The following is a 17,187-nucleotide window of genomic DNA, read 5'->3' as shown; positions in this document are numbered from 1 at the left end:
TTGTGCGAAGGCCCCGGCCGGGGTTGTTCCAGGGAGATCTGGAGCAGGTTCGGCCGGGGCCTTCGTTTTTCTTCGAGTGACCCGAATTGTTCGTTTATGTCATGGTTAGTGGGCTGTGTTGTATCGCGCCGTGCCAGGAGAGTCGGAGGAATCGGATGTACGTCGTGAAGAGCCCGTTGGCGGAAGCGGACCTGAAGACGGTGTCCGAGGCGTTGCAGGGAGCGCTGGTCGACCTGGTGGACCTCTCGCTCGTGGCGAAGCAGATCCACTGGAACGTCGTCGGACCGCGCTTCCGTTCCGTCCATCTCCAGCTCGACGAGGTCGTGGACACCGCACGGCTGCACTCCGACACCGTGGCCGAGCGCGCCTCGACGCTGGGTGTCCCGCCCGACGGACGGGCCCGGACCGTGGCCGCCGACAGCGGCATCGGCGCGACCCCGGACGGCTGGGTCAAGGACACCGATGCCGTGGGGACGCTCGTCAAGGCGCTGGGCGCCGTGATCACCCGGATGCGGACGCGGGTGGAGTCGACCGCCGAGGCGGACCCGGTGACCCAGGACATCTTCATCCAGATCACCGCCGACCTGGAGAAGCATCACTGGATGTTCCAGGCGGAGAACGGGTGAGTGGAGGCGGGTGCGGTCGGCTCCGTATGTGCCCGGGGTGCGCCTCTGTGCCGTCGGTGCGCCCTGTCGATGTGTGAGGGCGCGGGTCTAGCTTCGGGCTGGAGGTGGGCACCATGGCAGGGCGGATAGCGCGCTGGGGGGTGGCGCTGGTGCTCGGTGCGCTGTGGTGGTGGGGGGTGCTCCGGCTCGTGCTGGTGCCCGACGCGGGTGTGCTGGAAGGGGCGGTCGTCGCCGGCGGGTGGGGACTGAGTCTGCTGCCGGTGCACTGTGTGCCGAAGCCGGGGATGGCGGGGGACGGCGAGGGCGTGGGGGAGGGCCCGGAGCGCGGGCGGTGGCGGTGGCGTCGTGGGGCTACCACGGCATCGCGACGCCGCCGTTCGGGCGGAGGATCTGACCCGTCGTGAACGCCGAGGCGTCACAGGCCAGGTAGAGCACGGCGTGAGCGACGTCCTCGGCCTCGCCGACCCGCCCCAGGGGTGACAGCCGGGCCATGACCGCCTCGGTGCGCGCCTGTGCCTCCCCGTGACGGTCGGTCATCGGCGTACGGGTCCAGCCGGGCGCGACCGCGTTGACGCGGATGCCGTGCGGGCCGATCTCGGTCGCCAGCGTCTTCGTCAACTGCACGACGGCCGCCTTCGCGGCGCCGTAGCAGAGCAGTCCGCGCCCGCCGGTGTCCACGGCGCCCGACGCCATGGTGACGATGCTGCCGCGGATGTTCTGCTCGATCATGAGGAGGGCCGCCTCCTGGCAGGAGTGGAGCACCCCCTTGAAGTTGACGCCCAGAACCCGGTCGAGGTCCTCGTCCCGGGTCTCCAGCACCTCGCTGCTGTGCATGATCCCGGCCACCGCCGCCATGACGTCGAGGCGCGGGCAGGACCTGACGGCCCGGCGGAGCCGCTCGCGGTCGGTGACGTCGAGCGTGTGCGCGTGGGCCGCGCCGCCGCCGTCCTCGATGAGGGTGACCGTCTCGTTCAGGCCCTGTGGGTTCAGGTCCGCGCAGTGGACGGTGGCTCCCGCCTCCGCGAGCAGGACGGCCGACGCGCGGCCGATGCCGCCGGCGGCGCCGGTGACGAATGCGGTGCGTCCGGTGAGGTCGTACGCCTTCACGGCCATGAGGGGACGGTACGAGGGTTTCTGACGGGTCGTCAATTGGTGGGGCGTGGGGTCCTCGTACGGTGTTCGGGGGCGCTGGGTGTCCGGGCCGGGCCCGGTGCCGGGGCGGGGCCGGGCCTCAGGGTGGGGCCGGATGCCGGGGTGGGGCCGGGCTGGCAGGTCGGGCACCAGTAGGTGGGGCGTTCGCGGGAGCCGTCGCCCTGGTCGGCACGCCTGATCGAGGCACCGCAGCGCAGACAGGGGCGGGGCGCGCGTCCGTACACGAAGAGGTTCTGGTCGTGGCGGCCCGTGGTGTTGCGGACCGGACGGTCGCGGTTGGCCTCCAGGAGCCTCTTGGCGAGGACGGGCAGCAGGGGGACGCGGTCGGCGGGGAGCTCGCCGACGGGGAGCCAGGGGGTGACCCGGAGGAGGAAGCAGAGCTCGCTCTTGTAGACGTTGCCGATTCCGGCGAGGTTGCGCTGGTCGAGCAGCGCCTCGCCCAGGGAGCGGGCGGGGTCCTCGAGGAGGTTCGCCAGGGCCTTGTCGGGGTTCCAGTCGGGGCCGAGGAGGTCGGGTCCGAGATGGCCGACGGCCCGGTCCTCGTCGGTGGTGCGCAGCAGTTCCAGAACGGGCAGCCGGTACCCGACGGCCGTACGGTCGGCGGTGCCGAGAACGGCCCGGATCTGGTGGGCGGGACCGCCGCTCCAGCGCCGGCCGGGCGCGTACACCTTCCAGGAGCCGTCCATCCGCAGATGCGAGTGGAGGGTCAGACCGCCCTCGATCCGGGTGAGGAGGTGCTTGCCGCGCGGGGTGACGTCCAGGACGGTGCGGCCGGTGAGGTCGGCGGTGGCGAACCTGGGGACCCGAAGGTCGGAGCGGGTCAGCACCTTGCCCGCGAGGGCGATGTGCAGCCGTCTCGCGGCCTGCCAGACGGTGTCTCCTTCAGGCATGCGTTCCAGGGTGGCACGGGTGGGGGCGGGGTGCTCGGGTGTGGCTGTGGCTGTGGCTGTGGCTGTGGCTGTGGGTGGCGGGTCTGTGGGTGGGGGGCGGGTCCGTGGGGGTCGGTCAGGCGCGCAGGCGCAGGCCGCGCGGGGTCGCGATGAAACCGGCTCCTTCCAGAAGGGTGCCGAAGGGGGAGGTCAGGGCGGAGGCGCCGTTCACGCGCTCCACCGTGACCGTGCCGAGGGAGCCCGCGCGGGCCGCGGAGGCGAGGGCCTCGGCGGCCGCACCCAGACGTGCGTCGTCCATGACCGCGCCGTCCGGGTCGGAGGGCCAGGCCAGCAGCGTCTTGCCGCCGCGCTCCATGTAGAGGGTCAGCTCGCCCTCGACGAGCACGACCAGGGAGCCCGCCTTGCGTCCGGGTTTGTGTCCGGCGCCGGTGGGCGGCTCGGGCCAGCCGAGGGCCGCGCCGTACGCGTTCGCGGGGTCGGCGGCGGCCAGGACCACCGCCTGGACGGTCGGGCGGTGGTGCGGGCGGGTGCGGTTCGGGGGCAGGGGGTGGATGGGGTCGTCCGCAGGGTGGGCTGCGGGCGTCGAGAAGGCGGCGTCGGCCGAGAAGCCGTGGTCGTCGGACTCGGTGGGACCCGGACCGTCCGGGAAGTCGGAGAAGCCGGGGAGATCGGAGAAGTCGGGGAGGTCGGAGAAGTCGGGGGAGCCCGTCGGGCCGAGGCCGTCCGGGGAGGCGGAGGCGCTCGCACGTCCGCGGCTTCCGGTCGCGCCGGGGGCACCCGGGGTGCGCGGGCGGCCGCGGTCACCGGGGAAGCCGGGCGTGCGCGGCGATCCGTTCGGCCCCGGGAAGCCGTGCGGGACGTCCGGGCCGGTCAGGGTTTCGCCGCGGTCGCGTGCGTTCGCCGCCGCGCGCAGCCGGTCGACCGCGCCGTCCATCGCGAACTGGGCGGCACCGAGCCCCTCCACCACATAACCGCGGCGCGCCTGGCCACTGTCCTCGAAGGCGGACAGGATGCGGTACACGGCGGAGAAACCGCCCTCGACACCCTCCGCGGCGACCGCGCCCCGGGTCACCACGCCGTGCCGGTCGAGCAGGGTGCGGGCCAGGGCGTGGGCGCGCACGGTGGCGTCGGCCTCGCGGGCGGGTAGCAGCGACCAGCGGCCGGCCACGGTCGGGGGGCCGGTACGGGACTGGGGGCGGGCGGCGCCGGTCAGGGAGCCGTAACGCCCGCGCGGGACCGTGCGCTTGGCCCGGTGGGCCGTGGAGCCGGCGGTGCGGCCCGAGCCGAGCAGGGAGCGCATCGGCGCGAGCGTGTCGTTCGTGAGCCGTCCGGACCACGCCAGGTCCCAGATCGCGTCGGCGAGTTGGGGATCCGTGGCATCGGGGTGCGTGGTGGCGCGGACCTGGTCGGTGATCTGACGGAAGAACAGGCCGTAGCCCCCGGAGAGGGAGTCCAGGACCGACTGGTGCAGCGCGGTCGGTTCCAAGGGGTGCGGGGACGGCAGGAGCAGCGGGGCCGCGTCCGCGAGATACAGCGAGACCCAGCCGTCCTTGCCGGGCAGCGCCCCGGCGCCCGCCCAGACCACCTCACCGGCGGCGGTGAGCTCGTCGAGCATCGCGGGAGCGTAGCCGGAGACCCGGGAGGGCAGCACCAGCTTCTCCAGGGCGGAGGCGGGCACCGAGGCACCCTGCAACTGCTCCACGGCGCGCACCAGTCCGTCGATGCCGCGCAGTCCGTGCCCGCTGCCGACGTGCTGCCACTGCGGCAGGAACTGTGCGAGCGCGGCGGGCGGTACGGGCTCCAGCTCGTGGCGCAGGGCCGCGAGGGAACGGCGCCGCAGTCTGCGCAGCACGGTGGCGTCGCACCACTCCTGCCCGATGCCCGCCGGATGGAACTCGCCCTGCACGACACGGCCGCCCGCGGCGAGGCGGTGCAGCGCTCCGTCCGTGACGGCCGTGCCGAGACCGAAGCGGGCGGCTGCCGTGGTGGACGTGAACGGGCCATGGGTGCGGGCGTACCGTGCGAGGAGGTCGCCGAGCGGATCCTTGACCGGCTCCGTGAAGGCCTCCGGGACACCGACGGGCAGTGCGGTGCCCAGCGCGTCGCGGAGACGGCCGGCGTCCTCGATCGCCGCCCAGTGGTCGGCGCCGGCGATCCGGACCCGGATGGCACGGCGGGCCGCCGCCAGCTCCCCGGCCCACTCCGGGCCGGCGCCCCGCTCGGCCAACTCGGCCTCGGTGAGCGGGCCCAGCAGGCGCAGCAGGTCCGCCACACCCTCGGAGTCCTTCACGCGCCGGTCCTCGGTGAGCCACTGGAGCTCGCGCTCCAGCTCGGTCAGGACCTCGGCGTCGAGCAGCTCGCGCAGTTCGGCCTGGCCGAGGAGTTCAGCCAGCAGACGGGAGTCCAGCGACAGCGCGGCGGCCCGCCGCTCGGCGAGCGGCGAGTCCCCCTCGTACAGGAACTGGGCGACGTATCCGAACAGCAGCGAGCGGGCGAAGGGGGACGGCTCGGGTGTCGTGACTTCGACGAGTCGCACCTTGCGGGACTCGATGTCACCCATCAGTTCCGTGAGACCAGGGACGTCGAAAACGTCCTGGAGGCACTCGCGGACCGCCTCCAGGACGATCGGGAAGGACCCGAACTCGCTGGCCACCTGCAGCAGTTGGGCAGCGCGCTGGCGTTGCTGCCACAGCGGGGTGCGCTTTCCGGGGCTGCGACGCGGCAGCAGCAGCGCGCGGGCGGCGCACTCGCGGAAGCGGGCCGCGAACAGCGCGGAGCCGCCGACCTGGTCGGTGACGATCTGGTTGACCTCGCCCTTGTCGAAGGCGACGTCCGACGCGCCCACGGGCGCCTGTTCGGTGTCGTATTCCGTGCCCGTCCTGGCGGGTTCCTGGTCGAGCAGGTCCATGCCCATCAGATCGGCGTCGGGCAGACGCAGCACGATGCCGTCGTCGGCGTGCATGACCTGGGCGTCCATGCCGTAGCGCTCGGAGAGCCGGGCGCCGAGCGCGAGGGCCCAGGGGGCGTGCACCTGGGCACCGAAGGGCGAGTGCACGACCACCCGCCAGTCACCCAGCTCGTCGCGGAACCGCTCGACGACGATCGTGCGGTCGTCCGGGATGTGGCCGCACGCCTCGCGCTGTTCGGCGAGGTACGACAGCACGTTGTCGGCGGCCCAGGCGTCGAGTCCGGCGGCCAGCAGCCGCAGCCGGGCGTCGTCCTTGGGCAGCGAGCCGACCTCGCGGAGGAACGCGCCGACCGCGCGGCCCAGTTCGAGCGGGCGGCCGAGCTGGTCGCCCTTCCAGAAGGGGAGCCTGCCCGGGACACCGGGGGCGGGCGAGACCAGCACGCGGTCGCGGGTGATGTCCTCGATGCGCCAGGAACTCGTGCCGAGTGTGAAGACGTCTCCGACGCGGGACTCGTAGACCATCTCCTCGTCGAGCTCGCCGACCCGGCCGCCGCCCTTCTTGGGGTCGGCCCCCGCCAGGAAGACCCCGAAAAGCCCCCGGTCGGGGATGGTGCCGCCGGAGGTGACGGCGAGGCGCTGCGCTCCCGGGCGGCCGGTGACCGTGCCGGCGACGCGGTCCCACACCACGCGGGGGCGGAGCTCGGCGAAGGCGTCGGAGGGGTAGCGGCCCGCGAGCATGTCGAGCACGGCGGTGAACGCCGACTCGGGGAGCGAGGCGAAGGGGGCGGCGCGCCGGACGGTGGCGAGCAGGTCGTCGACCTGCCAGGTGTCGAGCGCGGTCATGGCGACGAGCTGCTGGGCGAGCACGTCCAGGGGGTTGGCGGGGACCCTGAGGGACTCGATGGAGCCGGTGCGCATCCGCTCGGTGACGACCGCCGCCTGGACGAGGTCGCCGCGGTACTTGGGGAAGACGACACCGGTGGAGACCGCGCCGACCTGGTGGCCCGCCCGGCCCACGCGCTGGAGGCCGGAGGCGACGGACGGCGGGGACTCGACCTGGATCACCAGGTCCACCGCGCCCATGTCGATGCCGAGCTCCAGGCTGGAGGTGGCGACCACGGCGGGCAGGCGCCCCGCCTTCAGGTCCTCCTCGACCTGGGCCCGCTGCTCCTTGGAGACGGAGCCGTGGTGGGCACGGGCGATGACGGGGGGAGCCCCCTGGGCCGCGCCGGAGCCCCCCATCAGCTGGGCCGGGGAGTGGGCCTCCTCCAGGGGCTCGCCGGTCGCCCGCTCGTACGCGATCTCGTTGAGCCGGTTGCAGAGGCGCTCCGCCAGGCGGCGGGAGTTCGCGAACACGATCGTGGAGCGGTGGGACTGGACGAGGTCGGTGATCCGCTCTTCCACGTGCGGCCAGATCGAGGGCTTCTCCGCGCCCTCCTTGCCGTCGGCGACCGGGGAGCCGCCCAGCTCGCCCAGGTCCTCGACGGGGACGACCACCGACAGGTCGAACTCCTTGCCGGAGGGCGGCTGGACGATCTCCACCTTGCGGCGGGGGGAGAGGTAGCGCGCCACTTCGTCGACCGGGCGGACCGTCGCGGAGAGGCCGATGCGGCGTGCGGGCCGGGGCAGCAGCTCGTCCAGGCGCTCCAGGGTCAGCGCGAGATGGGCTCCGCGCTTCGTACCGGCGACCGCGTGCACCTCGTCCAGGATCACCGTCTCGATGCCCGTCAGCGCGTCGCGTGTGGCCGACGTCAGCATCAGGAACAGCGACTCGGGAGTCGTGATCAGGATGTCCGGCGGGCGGGTGGCCAGCGCGCGGCGCTCGGCGGGCGGGGTGTCACCGGAGCGGATGCCCACCTTCACCTCGGGCTCGGGAAGGCCCCGGCGCACGGACTCCTGGCGGATGCCGGTCAGCGGGCTGCGCAGGTTCCGCTCCACGTCGACCGCGAGGGCCTTGAGCGGTGACACGTACAGCACCCGGCAGCGCTTCCTGGGGTCGGCCGGTGGCGGCGTCGAGGCCAGCTGGTCGAGCGCGGCGAGAAAGGCGGCCAGGGTCTTGCCGGAGCCGGTCGGGGCGACCACCAGCACGTCCGACCCCTCACCGATGGCTTTCCACGCCCCGGCCTGGGCCGCGGTGGGCGCGGAGAACGCCCCCGTGAACCAGCCGCGGGTCGCGGGGGAGAAGCCGTCGAGGGCTCGGTGTGCGGAGCTGACCATGCGTCCATCCTGCACCCCGCCACTGACAATCGCGCTGACCTGCGCGAATGCGGTCGCTGGGGAAACCGGCGCGGCCGGACCGGGGCCGGCCGAGGGGTGGAACGGGGCCGGCCGAGGGGTGGACCGAGGGGTCGGCGTCCGGTCGTGGTCGCGGAGAATGAGGAGGTGGCAGGTTCGGGACAGGAGCGGGCACGGCACTGGCAGTACGCGGAACTGCCGGGTGTCGACCTGCTGCGCGCCCGGTTCGTGGAGAAGGTCTTCGTGCGGCACACCCACGAGAACTTCGTGATCGCCGCCATCGCCGACGGCGTCGAGGTCTTCCACCACGGCGGCGCCGACCAGTACGCGGGCCCGGGCACCCTCGCGCTGGTCAACCCCGACACCCCGCACACGGGCCGGGCGGGTGTCCCCGAAGGCTGGCGGTACGGGGCGGTGTACCCGTCCCCCGAGCTGATGGCGGAGATCGCCGCCGAGACCACCACGATCCGCGGCACCCCCGGCTTCACCCGCCCGGTGCTCGACGACCCGTACGCCGTGAGCCTGGTCCACGAGGTGCTCCGGGCCGCCGAGGAGGGCAACGCGCTCGCCGCCGACACCCTGCTGAGGGTCGCCGTGACCCGGCTGCTCCGGCTGAACGGGGGCACGCTGCCGCAACGGGCCGTACCCACCGCAGGTTCCCGCGTCGCCGCTCGCGCGCGTGCCGTGCTGGAGGAGCGGATGGCCGAGCCCCCGACCCTGGAGCGGCTCGCCACCGACCTCGGCACCAGCCCGTTCGCCCTGCTGCGCGCCTTCCGTGACACCTACGGCATGCCGCCGCACACCTGGCTCACCGACGCCCGGGTCCGCAGGGCACGCCGGCTCCTGGACACCGGTTCGGCGCCCGCGGAGGCGGCCGTCGCCGTCGGCTTCACCGACCAGCCCCATCTGAACCGCCACTTCACCCGGATCGTGGGCGTGCCCCCGGGTGCCTATCGGCGTGAGCGCAAGAACGTACAAGACGCGGAGCCGGGGCTGTACCTACCGTCCGGGATGTGGCAGAACAGACAGCTCGCGCAGCGACCCGCAGGAAAGAAGACGGCGGACGACCCGACGCCGCCGTCGTCCGGGACGCCCTGGGAGTCGGGATCGCCGTCGGACTGTCCGGCTTCGCCTTCGGGGTGACCTCGGCCGGCAGCGGACTCACGGTGTCGCAGACCTGTGCGCTCAGTCTCCTGGTGTTCACCGGCGCCTCGCAGTTCGCGCTCGTGGGCGCTCTCGCGAGCGGCGGCAATCCGCTCACGGCCGCCGCGGGCGCCTTCTTCCTCGGGGTGCGCAACGCCTTCTACGGACTGCGTCTGTCGCAGTTGCTGGCCCTCCCGCGCGCGGTGCGTCCGTTCGCCGCGCAGTGGGTGATCGACGAGACCACGGCCGTGGCGCTGGCCCAGCCGACCCGGCGCAGCGTCCGGATCGGCTTCACCGTCACCGGGCTCACCCTCTACGTGCTGTGGAACCTGACCACGCTCCTGGGCGCGGTCGGGGCCGGCGCCATCGGGGACACCGACGCGTGGGGGCTGGACGCCGCCGGGCCCGCCGTCTTCCTCGCGCTGCTCGCACCGATGCTGACGACCACCACGGAGCGCGCGGTCGCCGGTGCCGCGGTCCTCCTGGGGCTCGGTCTGCTCTCCGTGCTGCCCGCGGGAGTCCCGGTGCTGGTGGCCGCGCTGGCCGCTCCCGCCGCCTTCTACGTGGAGGGACGCCGGCGCCCGGGGACCGACGGACGACCGAGTACCAGCCACGACGCGCCGGAGGACGACCGTTGAACGTCTGGATCGCGATCGGCGTGACCGCCGTCGGCTGCTACCTCGTCAAACTCACCGGGCTGCTCGTCCCGGCCGGCGTCCTGGAGCGTCCGCTCGTCAAGCGCCTGGCCGCCCTGTTGCCCGTCGCCCTGCTGGCCGCGCTCACGGCGCAGCAGACCTTCGCCGAGGGGCGCGTCCTGGTCGTGGACGCGAAGGCCGCCGGTCTCGCCGCGGCCGCCGTGGCACTGCTCCTGCGGGCGCCCTTCCTGCTCGTGGTCGGTGCCGCCGTGGTCGTGACGGCGGGGGTGCGGGCGATGACCGGCTGACGGCGCGGGCCACGACCGCCGGCACCCGGCGCGGGCGGCGGGGATCCTGGACCCGCGACGGTCCGCGACGGTCCGCGACGTCCCGCGGACCGATCCCGCGCCCCCGGGGTCAGTCGATGGCCCGCCCGTGGGCCCGCAGGGTGCGCAGCGCCTCGATCGTCACCATGGGACGGCACTCCAGGGCGGTGCCCGGTGCCCAGGTCCGCCAGCGGATCGGCCAGCCGCCGTCCTCCCGCTGCTCGTCCGCGAGGAAGTCGAGCGAGCGGGCCATCTCCTCGTCGGTGAACCACGCGCGCGCGAGTGAGCCCGGCGTCTTCGCGTAGTCGTACGGGAAATGGTGCTCGCCCGGCGCGTAGCCGGAGGCCACCGGGAACGCGTCGAGACGCTCCGGGTCCAGCGCGGCGAGCCGCTGCTCGCGCACCAGCCGGCCGAGCCGGTCGGCCGCGGCCTCCGCGCGCGGGCGGTCGGGCGCGGAGTCCAGGAAGGCCACGGCCGCCTCGACCTCGTAAGGATGGGACTTCTCCAGGGAGTCGACCGCCTGCCAGCAGAAGTCGGTGGCCCGGAACAGCCAGGCGTGCCACACCTCGTTGCGGTGCAGCAGGCCCACCACGGGCCCGGTGGCGAGCAGTTCGCTCGGCGGGTCGTCGACGACCGGCACGAAGGGGGCATGGGGATATCCGCGCTGACTGGGACGGATCGCCGGCAGCGCGCCGTCCGCCGTCGAGACGGAGGTCAGATAGCGGCACACACGGTCCACGCGCTGTCCGCCGCACCGCCCGATCGAGTCGAGCACGCGCAGCGCGTGCCCCGTGTGCAGCGGCTGGCTGACCGGGCCGCGCAGATCGGGTTCGAGCGCATGACCGTATCCCTCGTCGTCGTTGCGGTAGGCGGCCAGCGCGGTCTCGACCGCGTCGGCGCTGCCGTCGTCGCCGTCCAGGAAGTGGTACACGAAGCGGCGCTGCTCCAGTACGCGCGCCGTGAGCCAGACGAAGTGCCCGGCGCGCGAGAGCGGGGTGTGCGCCGGGGGCGTCGGGGGGAGTGGGGATGCTCCGGTTTCGGCCATGCCTCAGACCGTAGGGCGGAAAGCGGTCTCGGCAAGGGGTCCCGGCCGGGACCCACTCTCAGGGGCGGGATACTGGAGTCATGCGGTTGACGGTCTTCTGGCAGCGGATGGCGGAGCACTTCGGTGCGGGGTACGCCGACACCTTCGCGCGCGATCATGTGATGACGGAGCTCGGCGGCCGGACGGTGCACGAGGCCCTGGACGCGGGCTGGGAGGCCAAGGACGTGTGGCGCGTGGTGTGCGCGACCATGAACGTTCCGTACGAAAACCGCTGACGGGACGGGAACTTCCGGGCGAAAGCCGCTGACCGGCCACGAAGGTCCGGGGCCGGGCACCGATTGTCGGTGGCGTGGGCGAGACTTGCACCGTGGCCCCGACAGACGAGACCGCGCAGGTCGACCAGCAGACATCACCGTTCGGCACGACGCCGCCCACGCCGCCTCCCGGCATGGACGCCGCGGCGCAGGGCGGCCGCATGCCGCGCTGGCTGCCGCGTGCCATGGTGCTCGCGCTCACCCTCATCGCCGTCTTCCAGCTCGGCAGTTGGGCGTTCCACCAGCTGATAGGCCTGTTGATCAACATTCTCATCGCGTTCTTCCTGGCGCTCGCGATCGAGCCCGCGGTGAGCTGGATGGCCTCCTACGGCATGCGCCGGGGGATGGCCACCTTCCTCGTTTTCTTCGGCCTGCTGATCGTGACCGCCGGATTCGTCGCCCTGCTCGGCTCGATGCTCGCGGGCCAGATCATCAAGATGGTGGAGGGCTTCCCCGCCTACCTGGACTCGGTGATCAACTGGATCAACTCGACCTTCCACACCGACCTGAGACGGGTGGACGTCCAGGACAGCCTGGTCCACTCCGACTGGCTGCGGAAGTACGTGCAGAACAGCGCGACCGGCGTCCTGGACGTGTCCGCGCAGGTGCTCGGGGGTCTGTTCAAACTGCTGACGATCACGCTGTTCTCGTTCTACTTCGCGGCCGACGGGCCGCGGCTGCGGCGCGCGCTGTGCTCCGTGCTGCCGCCCGCGCGGCAGGCCGAGGTGCTGCGGGCGTGGGAGATCGCGGTCGACAAGACCGGCGGCTATCTGTACTCGCGCGGTCTGATGGCGCTGATCTCCGGCATCGCGCACTACATCCTGCTGGAGTCCCTGGGCGTGCCCTACGCGCCCGTGCTCGCGGTCTGGGTGGGCCTGGTCTCGCAGTTCATCCCCACCATCGGCACGTATCTCGCGGGTGCCCTGCCGATGCTGATCGCCTTCACCGTCGATCCCTGGTACGCGCTCTGGGTGCTGGTCTTCGTCGTGATCTACCAGCAGTTCGAGAACTACGTACTGCAGCCGAAGCTGACCTCCAAGACCGTCGACATCCACCCCGCGGTCGCCTTCGGCTCGGTCATCGCGGGCACCGCGCTCCTCGGTGCCGTCGGTGCCCTGATCGCCATTCCCGCGGTCGCCACGCTGCAGGCCTTCCTGGGCGCGTACGTGAAGCGGTACGACGTCACGGACGACCCCCGGGTGCACGGGCGCCGGATCAGGAGATCCAGCCCCTTCCGCGCGCGGTTGCGCGGGCTGTTCGGCAGATGAGGCCGATCGGCGGACGAGGCCGCCAGGGCCGTCCCGTGGGACCTGCGGCGAGGCGGGATTCACCAGGTGAGGGCCGCCCAGGCCGCGGCGGCCAGGACCGCCACCGTCCAGCAGCCGACCGCCACGTACATCATCCGCAGCCGCGTCCGGGCGCTCCACGAGGTGCGTGACAGCAGCCACGCCAGCGCGGGCAGGACCAGTACCGCGTGCAGGCTCACGCCGTGCAGGGGCTTGAGGGGGGCCGTCGAGCGATACGCCGCCTCCTGGTGGCCGGTACGGGTGAGGACGACACCGCGCGCGATCATCGCGGCACCCGACAGCAGGGCGACGAGCAGGATCGCGAACCCGGAGCGCAGCGCGAGCGGCATCCCCGTGGGGCCCGCGGGCCGGTGCCGGAAGGAGGCGACCGCGAACACGGTGAGCAGCGCCACCAGGACGCCGCCGCCCACCGCGAGCGTCATCGACACCGCCGTGTCGAAGCCGGTCTCCATGTCGAGGTGAGAGGGCACCCGGCGCCACGCCTGCAGAGTGATCCCGCCGACCTCCACGACACAGTCCGCGGCGAACACGACGAGCAGCGCGGTGCGCAGGCGCGCTCCGACGCGCAGGTACGACGTGACCCAGGTGAGCGCGATCAGCGTCAGTCCGAAGGAGAGCCCGAACGTCACGGGCTTGCGCCAGGAGACGGGGCCGTCCCAGGGCCCGCCGTCCACGGCGAAGACGACCAGATGCGCCAGCCCGGAGAGCGCCAGCACGGCGCCGGTCCCGTGGCAGAGCCGCTCGGAGGGACGCGCCGCGCGCCACGCGGCACGGACACCCCTGTCCTCCCGGTGGCCCGGTCGCGGCGCGGGGACGGTGGCCGGCGGAGCGGTGAGGGCGGGCGCGTGTGTTCCGCCGCGGTGTTCCGCGCGGCTCTCCGGATGGTCCATGGGTCCAGCTTCGACGGCCCGGAGCACGGGGTCGTCGTACGGCCGAAGACTCCCGCCGTACGCCACGGAGAGTACGGCCGCAGGACGTGCGGGAGGAGCCTCGCGGAAGTCGCGGAGGACGCGGAAGATGTGGCGGACGCGGAAGATGTGACGGTGCAGCGGGCCGATGGTCCGCGACCCCGCCGAGGCGACCCCGCCGAGGCCGCGTCGCGTCGTCGCCCGGACAGGGCCCGGTGCCGGGATCCGGCCGTCGTCCGACCGCGACCGTAGTCTCGGAGGTGTCGCGTGGTGCGCTTGACACCAAAATCGAACATCCATTCTTATGGAATCTCCGGCGGGGCTCATGACGGGGATTCCGGCAGGGCTTTCGTGGAGATGTGCCCGAGTTATCCACAGGTCGGGCGGGCGTCGGGGCGCATTGTCAGTGGCAGGCGTTAGCGTCTTTGACGTGAAGCGATCGACTCAAGCAAATCGGGTGGAACCCATGGCAGGTACTGACCGCGAGAAGGCGCTCGACGCCGCGCTCGCACAGATTGAACGGCAATTCGGCAAGGGCGCGGTGATGCGCCTGGGCGAGCGCCCGAACGAGCCCATCGAGGTCATCCCCACCGGGTCGACCGCGCTCGACGTGGCCCTCGGTGTCGGCGGCCTGCCGCGCGGCCGAGTGGTGGAGGTGTACGGCCCGGAGTCCTCCGGCAAGACGACGCTGACGCTGCACGCGGTGGCGAACGCGCAGAAGGCCGGCGGCCAGGTGGCCTTCGTGGACGCCGAGCACGCCCTCGACCCCGAGTACGCGAAGAAGCTCGGCGTCGACATCGACAACCTGATCCTGTCCCAGCCGGACAACGGCGAGCAGGCTCTGGAAATCGTGGACATGCTCGTCCGCTCCGGCGCGCTCGACCTCATCGTCATCGACTCCGTCGCCGCCCTGGTGCCGCGCGCGGAGATCGAGGGCGAGATGGGTGACTCGCACGTGGGTCTGCAGGCCCGTCTGATGAGCCAGGCCCTGCGCAAGATCACCAGCGCGCTCAACCAGTCGAAGACCACCGCGATCTTCATCAACCAGCTCCGCGAGAAGATCGGCGTGATGTTCGGCTCCCCGGAGACCACGACGGGTGGCCGGGCGCTGAAGTTCTACGCCTCGGTGCGTCTCGACATCCGCCGTATCGAAACGCTGAAGGACGGCACGGACGCGGTCGGCAACCGCACCCGCGTCAAGGTCGTCAAGAACAAGGTCGCGCCCCCCTTCAAGCAGGCCGAGTTCGACATCCTCTACGGGCACGGCATCAGCCGTGAGGGCGGCCTGATCGACATGGGCGTGGAGCACGGCTTCGTGCGCAAGGCCGGCGCCTGGTACACGTACGAGGGCGACCAGCTCGGCCAGGGCAAGGAGAACGCTCGCAACTTCCTGAAGGACAACCCCGACCTCGCGAACGAGATCGAGAAGAAGATCAAGGAGAAGCTGGGCGTCGGTGTGAGGCCGGCGGAGCCCACCGCCGAGCCGGCCGCGGACGCGGCGGCCCCGACCGCCTCGGACGAGGCCGCGAAGACGGTGCCGGCCCCCGCGGTCAAGACCACCAAGTCCAAGACCGCGGCGGCCAAGAGCTAGTCCATGACGCGACGAACCGACTGGGCCGAGTACGCCGACCCCGTGCCACCGGAGGGGCGGGGGTACGGGGGACAGGGCGATGCGGTCGGAGACAGCGGAAGAGCCCACGGCGGGGCGTACGGCTCCGACGGGTTCCTCGGCGGGGATCCGGACGGACCGGACGGCGAGGGCCGTTGGAGCGGAGGCTCCCGCGGGCGCGGCGGCACGGACGTTCCGGCGGGCTACGGCGACGTTCCGGCGGACCCGTACGGTTCGCCGGCTGACGGTTCACGCCGTGGCGGTGCCGGTCGGCGCGGCGACGGAGGGCCGCGCGGTGGACGAGGGCGTCGGAGAAACGGCAGCTTCGGTGAGCCGTCCGGCGACCCACAGGATGGAGGCACTCCTACCTCGTCGAGGGCCGAGAAGGGGGAGCCCCCAGGGGACCCGGCTGAGCGGGCGCGGGCGATCTGTCTGCGCCTGCTCACCGGGACCCCGCGTACGCGGAAACAGCTCGCGGACGCGCTGCGCAAGCGTGAGATCCCCGACGAGGTCGCGGACGAGGTCCTGTCACGCTTCGAGGAGGTCGGCCTGATCAACGACAGCGCCTTCGCGGACGCCTGGGTGGAGTCCCGGCACCACGGCCGGGGTCTGGCCCGGCGGGCCCTCGCACGGGAGCTGCGGACCAAAGGCGTGGAGTCGACGCTCATCGACGAGGCCGTCGGACAGCTCGACTCCGAGCAGGAGGAGGCGACGGCGCGCGAACTCGTCGCCCGCAAGCTGCGCTCCACACGCGGCCTCGACCGCGACAAGCGACTGCGCCGCCTCGCGGGCATGCTCGCCCGCAAGGGTTACTCCGAGGGCATGGCCCTGCGGCTGGTCCGCCAGGCCCTGGAGGAAGAGGGCGAGGACACGGAGGGGCTCGGGGACGAGGGGTTCTGACCCGACGGGGTTACGGGTACGGGGTGTTCTGGCCCGACGGGCCTTCTGGGCGCGGGACTCCGACCTGACGGGATTCCGGGCGCCCGGTTCCGAAGGGGAGCAGGGGGCAGCGAGCCATGGCGGCCGCCCCTTACGGCGGAGGGCACCCACCATGGCCGAACCACCTGAACCGCCTGAACCACGGGGACCACCTGAACGAGGGGAACCGCCTGGACCACGGCGACTACGGGGACGGCGCCGTCACCGGTAGACCGGCCGCCTTCCACGCCTGGAATCCTCCGACCAGGTCGGTCGCCCTGCCCAGTCCCAGCTGGCGCAGGGACACGGCGGCGAGGCTGGACGCGTACCCCTCGTTGCAGATCACGACGACCCGCAGATCGTGGCTGGTGGCCTCGGGGACGCGGTGGCTGCCCTGAGGGTCGAGCCGCCACTCCAGTTCGTTGCGTTCCACGACGAGGGCACCGGGGATCAGCCCGTCGCGGTCACGCAGGGCGGCGTACCGGATGTCGACGAGAAGGGCTTCGCCGGTTCGCGCGGCGGCGTGTGCCTCCTCGGCCTCCACCCGGTCGAGTCCCGCGCGGACCTTCTCCAGCAACGCGTCGATGCCCACCGGGCCTTGGGTGTGGTCGCTCACTGCCAGTCCTCCGGTCGTTCGACCTGCTCGAGTCGGAGGATCTGCCCGGTACGGCTGTAGCGGCGGATCCGGGGCAGCGGCGGGTAGTACGCGTGCACGGAGATCGCGTGCTCCTCGGTGGAGTCGTTGAGTACCTCGTGCACATGGTGGCGGCCGAAGGAACGGCCCTTGCCGGCCGGCAGCCGCCGCTCGCGGTCGACGCCCTCGGTCAGTTCGAGGGTTTTCCAGCCGTCGGTGGGCAGCCGCGCGGCGAGCGAGTACTCCCTGAGCTCACCGGCCGCGGTGACGAAGGCGCCGACCGAGTCGGCGTGGTCGTGCCAGCCGGTTCCGGTGCCGGGAGGCCAGCCGATGAGCCAGGCCTCGCTGCCACCCGGGCCTTCCAGACGGACCCAGGTACGGCCCTGGGGATCGAGCGGAAGCGAGGCGACCAACTCGGTGTCGGCGGCGGCGCGGCGCACGAAGTCGAGCAGGTCGGTCTGCGAGGGGGCTTGTGGGGGCGCTGAGACAGAGGGGGAGACAGACACTTGTACCGTCCTGAGGGTTCGCGAGGGGCGC

The 17,187-nt window shown here is 72.7% G+C and carries 16 protein-coding genes; 9 read left to right on the top strand and 7 right to left on the bottom strand.

All coding sequences use genetic code 11. The features are described 5' to 3' along the window. Nucleotides 1-155 precede the first annotated feature (155 nt). On the top strand, nucleotides 156-626 hold the full coding sequence (locus tag OG199_RS13265) for a DNA starvation/stationary phase protection protein (protein WP_356801867.1): 471 nt from the start codon (nucleotides 156-158) through the stop codon (nucleotides 624-626). Between the two features lie 113 nt (nucleotides 627-739). Beyond that, nucleotides 740-1,030, top strand: a complete 291-nt coding sequence (locus OG199_RS13260) for a hypothetical protein (protein WP_405829635.1) — start codon at nucleotides 740-742, stop codon at nucleotides 1,028-1,030. Here the strand turns inward: OG199_RS13260 and OG199_RS13255 are convergent. The 3 genes from OG199_RS13255 to OG199_RS13245 form a co-directional block, all read right to left on the bottom strand. Then, nucleotides 978-1,739: an SDR family NAD(P)-dependent oxidoreductase gene (locus OG199_RS13255; protein ID WP_405829633.1), complete on the bottom strand. Its 762-nt coding sequence runs from the start codon at nucleotides 1,737-1,739 to the stop codon at nucleotides 978-980. The genes OG199_RS13260 and OG199_RS13255 overlap by 53 nt on opposite strands. A 32-nt stretch (nucleotides 1,740-1,771) precedes the next feature. Continuing rightward, nucleotides 1,772-2,668 carry a DNA-formamidopyrimidine glycosylase family protein gene (locus OG199_RS13250; RefSeq protein ID WP_356801872.1) on the bottom strand — a complete coding sequence of 299 codons (897 nt, stop codon included), beginning with the start codon at nucleotides 2,666-2,668 and terminating at the stop codon, nucleotides 1,772-1,774. Nucleotides 2,669-2,783: 115 nt separating this feature from the next. Next, a complete protein-coding gene (locus OG199_RS13245; RefSeq protein WP_405829631.1) occupies nucleotides 2,784-7,793 on the bottom strand; it encodes an ATP-dependent helicase in 5,010 nt (1,669 codons plus the stop codon). Nucleotides 7,794-7,958: 165 nt separating this feature from the next. Here OG199_RS13245 and OG199_RS13240 point away from each other — a divergent pair, with 165 nt between their 5' ends. From OG199_RS13240 to OG199_RS13230, 3 genes are read left to right on the top strand one after another with little or no spacing between them, the layout of a single operon-like run. Continuing rightward, nucleotides 7,959-8,954: an AraC family transcriptional regulator gene (locus OG199_RS13240; protein ID WP_356801875.1), complete on the top strand. Its 996-nt coding sequence runs from the start codon at nucleotides 7,959-7,961 to the stop codon at nucleotides 8,952-8,954. Continuing rightward, entirely contained in the window at nucleotides 8,906-9,592 is a 687-nt protein-coding gene (locus OG199_RS13235; protein WP_405834527.1) for an AzlC family ABC transporter permease, read from the top strand. The genes OG199_RS13240 and OG199_RS13235 overlap by 49 nt, the downstream gene beginning before the upstream one ends. After that, nucleotides 9,589-9,897, top strand: coding sequence for an AzlD domain-containing protein (locus OG199_RS13230; RefSeq protein ID WP_356801876.1), 309 nt, complete (start codon nucleotides 9,589-9,591; stop codon nucleotides 9,895-9,897). The genes OG199_RS13235 and OG199_RS13230 overlap by 4 nt, the downstream gene beginning before the upstream one ends. A gap of 109 nt (nucleotides 9,898-10,006) precedes the next feature. Here OG199_RS13230 and OG199_RS13225 read toward each other — a convergent pair whose 3' ends face one another. Next, nucleotides 10,007-10,960, bottom strand: a complete 954-nt coding sequence (locus tag OG199_RS13225) for a hypothetical protein (protein ID WP_401801612.1) — start codon at nucleotides 10,958-10,960, stop codon at nucleotides 10,007-10,009. 80 nt (nucleotides 10,961-11,040) lie between these two features. On the opposite strand from OG199_RS13225, the gene OG199_RS13220 reads away from it, so the two are divergent. Beyond that, on the top strand, nucleotides 11,041-11,235 hold the full coding sequence (locus tag OG199_RS13220) for a DUF3046 domain-containing protein (protein ID WP_148010805.1): 195 nt from the start codon (nucleotides 11,041-11,043) through the stop codon (nucleotides 11,233-11,235). A gap of 92 nt (nucleotides 11,236-11,327) precedes the next feature. Next, nucleotides 11,328-12,542 (top strand): AI-2E family transporter, encoded by a 1,215-nt coding sequence (locus tag OG199_RS13215; protein WP_356801880.1) that lies wholly within the window; start codon nucleotides 11,328-11,330, stop codon nucleotides 12,540-12,542. 59 nt (nucleotides 12,543-12,601) lie between these two features. On the opposite strand, the gene OG199_RS13210 is transcribed toward OG199_RS13215, so the two are convergent. Further along, nucleotides 12,602-13,471: a hypothetical protein gene (locus tag OG199_RS13210; protein ID WP_405829628.1), complete on the bottom strand. Its 870-nt coding sequence runs from the start codon at nucleotides 13,469-13,471 to the stop codon at nucleotides 12,602-12,604. A gap of 484 nt (nucleotides 13,472-13,955) precedes the next feature. Between OG199_RS13210 and recA the strand changes: the two genes are divergently transcribed. Both recA and recX read left to right on the top strand, forming a co-directional pair. Beyond that, nucleotides 13,956-15,080 carry a recombinase RecA gene (recA, locus tag OG199_RS13205; protein ID WP_266701926.1) on the top strand — a complete coding sequence of 375 codons (1,125 nt, stop codon included), beginning with the start codon at nucleotides 13,956-13,958 and terminating at the stop codon, nucleotides 15,078-15,080. A 3-nt stretch (nucleotides 15,081-15,083) separates the two neighbouring features. Further along, nucleotides 15,084-15,998: a recombination regulator RecX gene (gene recX, locus OG199_RS13200; protein WP_405829626.1), complete on the top strand. Its 915-nt coding sequence runs from the start codon at nucleotides 15,084-15,086 to the stop codon at nucleotides 15,996-15,998. Nucleotides 15,999-16,221: 223 nt separating this feature from the next. Here the strand turns inward: recX and OG199_RS13195 are convergent, their stop codons facing one another. Both OG199_RS13195 and OG199_RS13190 read right to left on the bottom strand, forming a co-directional pair. Further along, nucleotides 16,222-16,632 (bottom strand): rhodanese-like domain-containing protein, encoded by a 411-nt coding sequence (locus OG199_RS13195; protein ID WP_356801885.1) that lies wholly within the window; start codon nucleotides 16,630-16,632, stop codon nucleotides 16,222-16,224. Then, the gene (locus OG199_RS13190; protein ID WP_356801887.1) at nucleotides 16,629-17,156 is read right to left on the bottom strand and encodes a cysteine dioxygenase; all 528 of its coding nucleotides are present in this window, start codon (nucleotides 17,154-17,156) and stop codon (nucleotides 16,629-16,631) included. Before OG199_RS13190 ends, OG199_RS13195 begins: the two co-directional genes overlap by 4 nt. Between the last annotated feature and the right edge of the window lie 31 nt (nucleotides 17,157-17,187).

The sequence above is a fragment of the Streptomyces sp. NBC_01176 genome, from assembly GCF_045039825.1.
Lineage (GTDB): Bacteria > Actinomycetota > Actinomycetes > Streptomycetales > Streptomycetaceae > Streptomyces.
This window is presented reverse-complemented; position numbering and strand designations above follow the sequence as displayed.

Excerpts from the sequence above, each read along its gene's own strand:
- OG199_RS13260 (WP_405829635.1), top strand. The coding sequence starts at position 740 with ATGGCAGGGCGGATAGCGCGCTGGGGGGTGGCGCTGGTGCTCGGTGCG.
- OG199_RS13220 (WP_148010805.1), top strand. The coding sequence starts at position 11,041 with ATGCGGTTGACGGTCTTCTGGCAGCGGATGGCGGAGCACTTCGGTGCG.
- OG199_RS13265 (WP_356801867.1), top strand. The coding sequence starts at position 156 with ATGTACGTCGTGAAGAGCCCGTTGGCGGAAGCGGACCTGAAGACGGTG.
- OG199_RS13255 (WP_405829633.1), bottom strand. The coding sequence starts at position 1,739 with ATGGCCGTGAAGGCGTACGACCTCACCGGACGCACCGCATTCGTCACC.
- OG199_RS13225 (WP_401801612.1), bottom strand. The coding sequence starts at position 10,960 with ATGGCCGAAACCGGAGCATCCCCACTCCCCCCGACGCCCCCGGCGCAC.
- OG199_RS13250 (WP_356801872.1), bottom strand. The coding sequence starts at position 2,668 with ATGCCTGAAGGAGACACCGTCTGGCAGGCCGCGAGACGGCTGCACATC.
- recX (WP_405829626.1), top strand. The coding sequence starts at position 15,084 with ATGACGCGACGAACCGACTGGGCCGAGTACGCCGACCCCGTGCCACCG.
- OG199_RS13245 (WP_405829631.1), bottom strand. The coding sequence starts at position 7,793 with ATGGTCAGCTCCGCACACCGAGCCCTCGACGGCTTCTCCCCCGCGACC.
- OG199_RS13210 (WP_405829628.1), bottom strand. The coding sequence starts at position 13,471 with ATGGACCATCCGGAGAGCCGCGCGGAACACCGCGGCGGAACACACGCG.
- recA (WP_266701926.1), top strand. The coding sequence starts at position 13,956 with ATGGCAGGTACTGACCGCGAGAAGGCGCTCGACGCCGCGCTCGCACAG.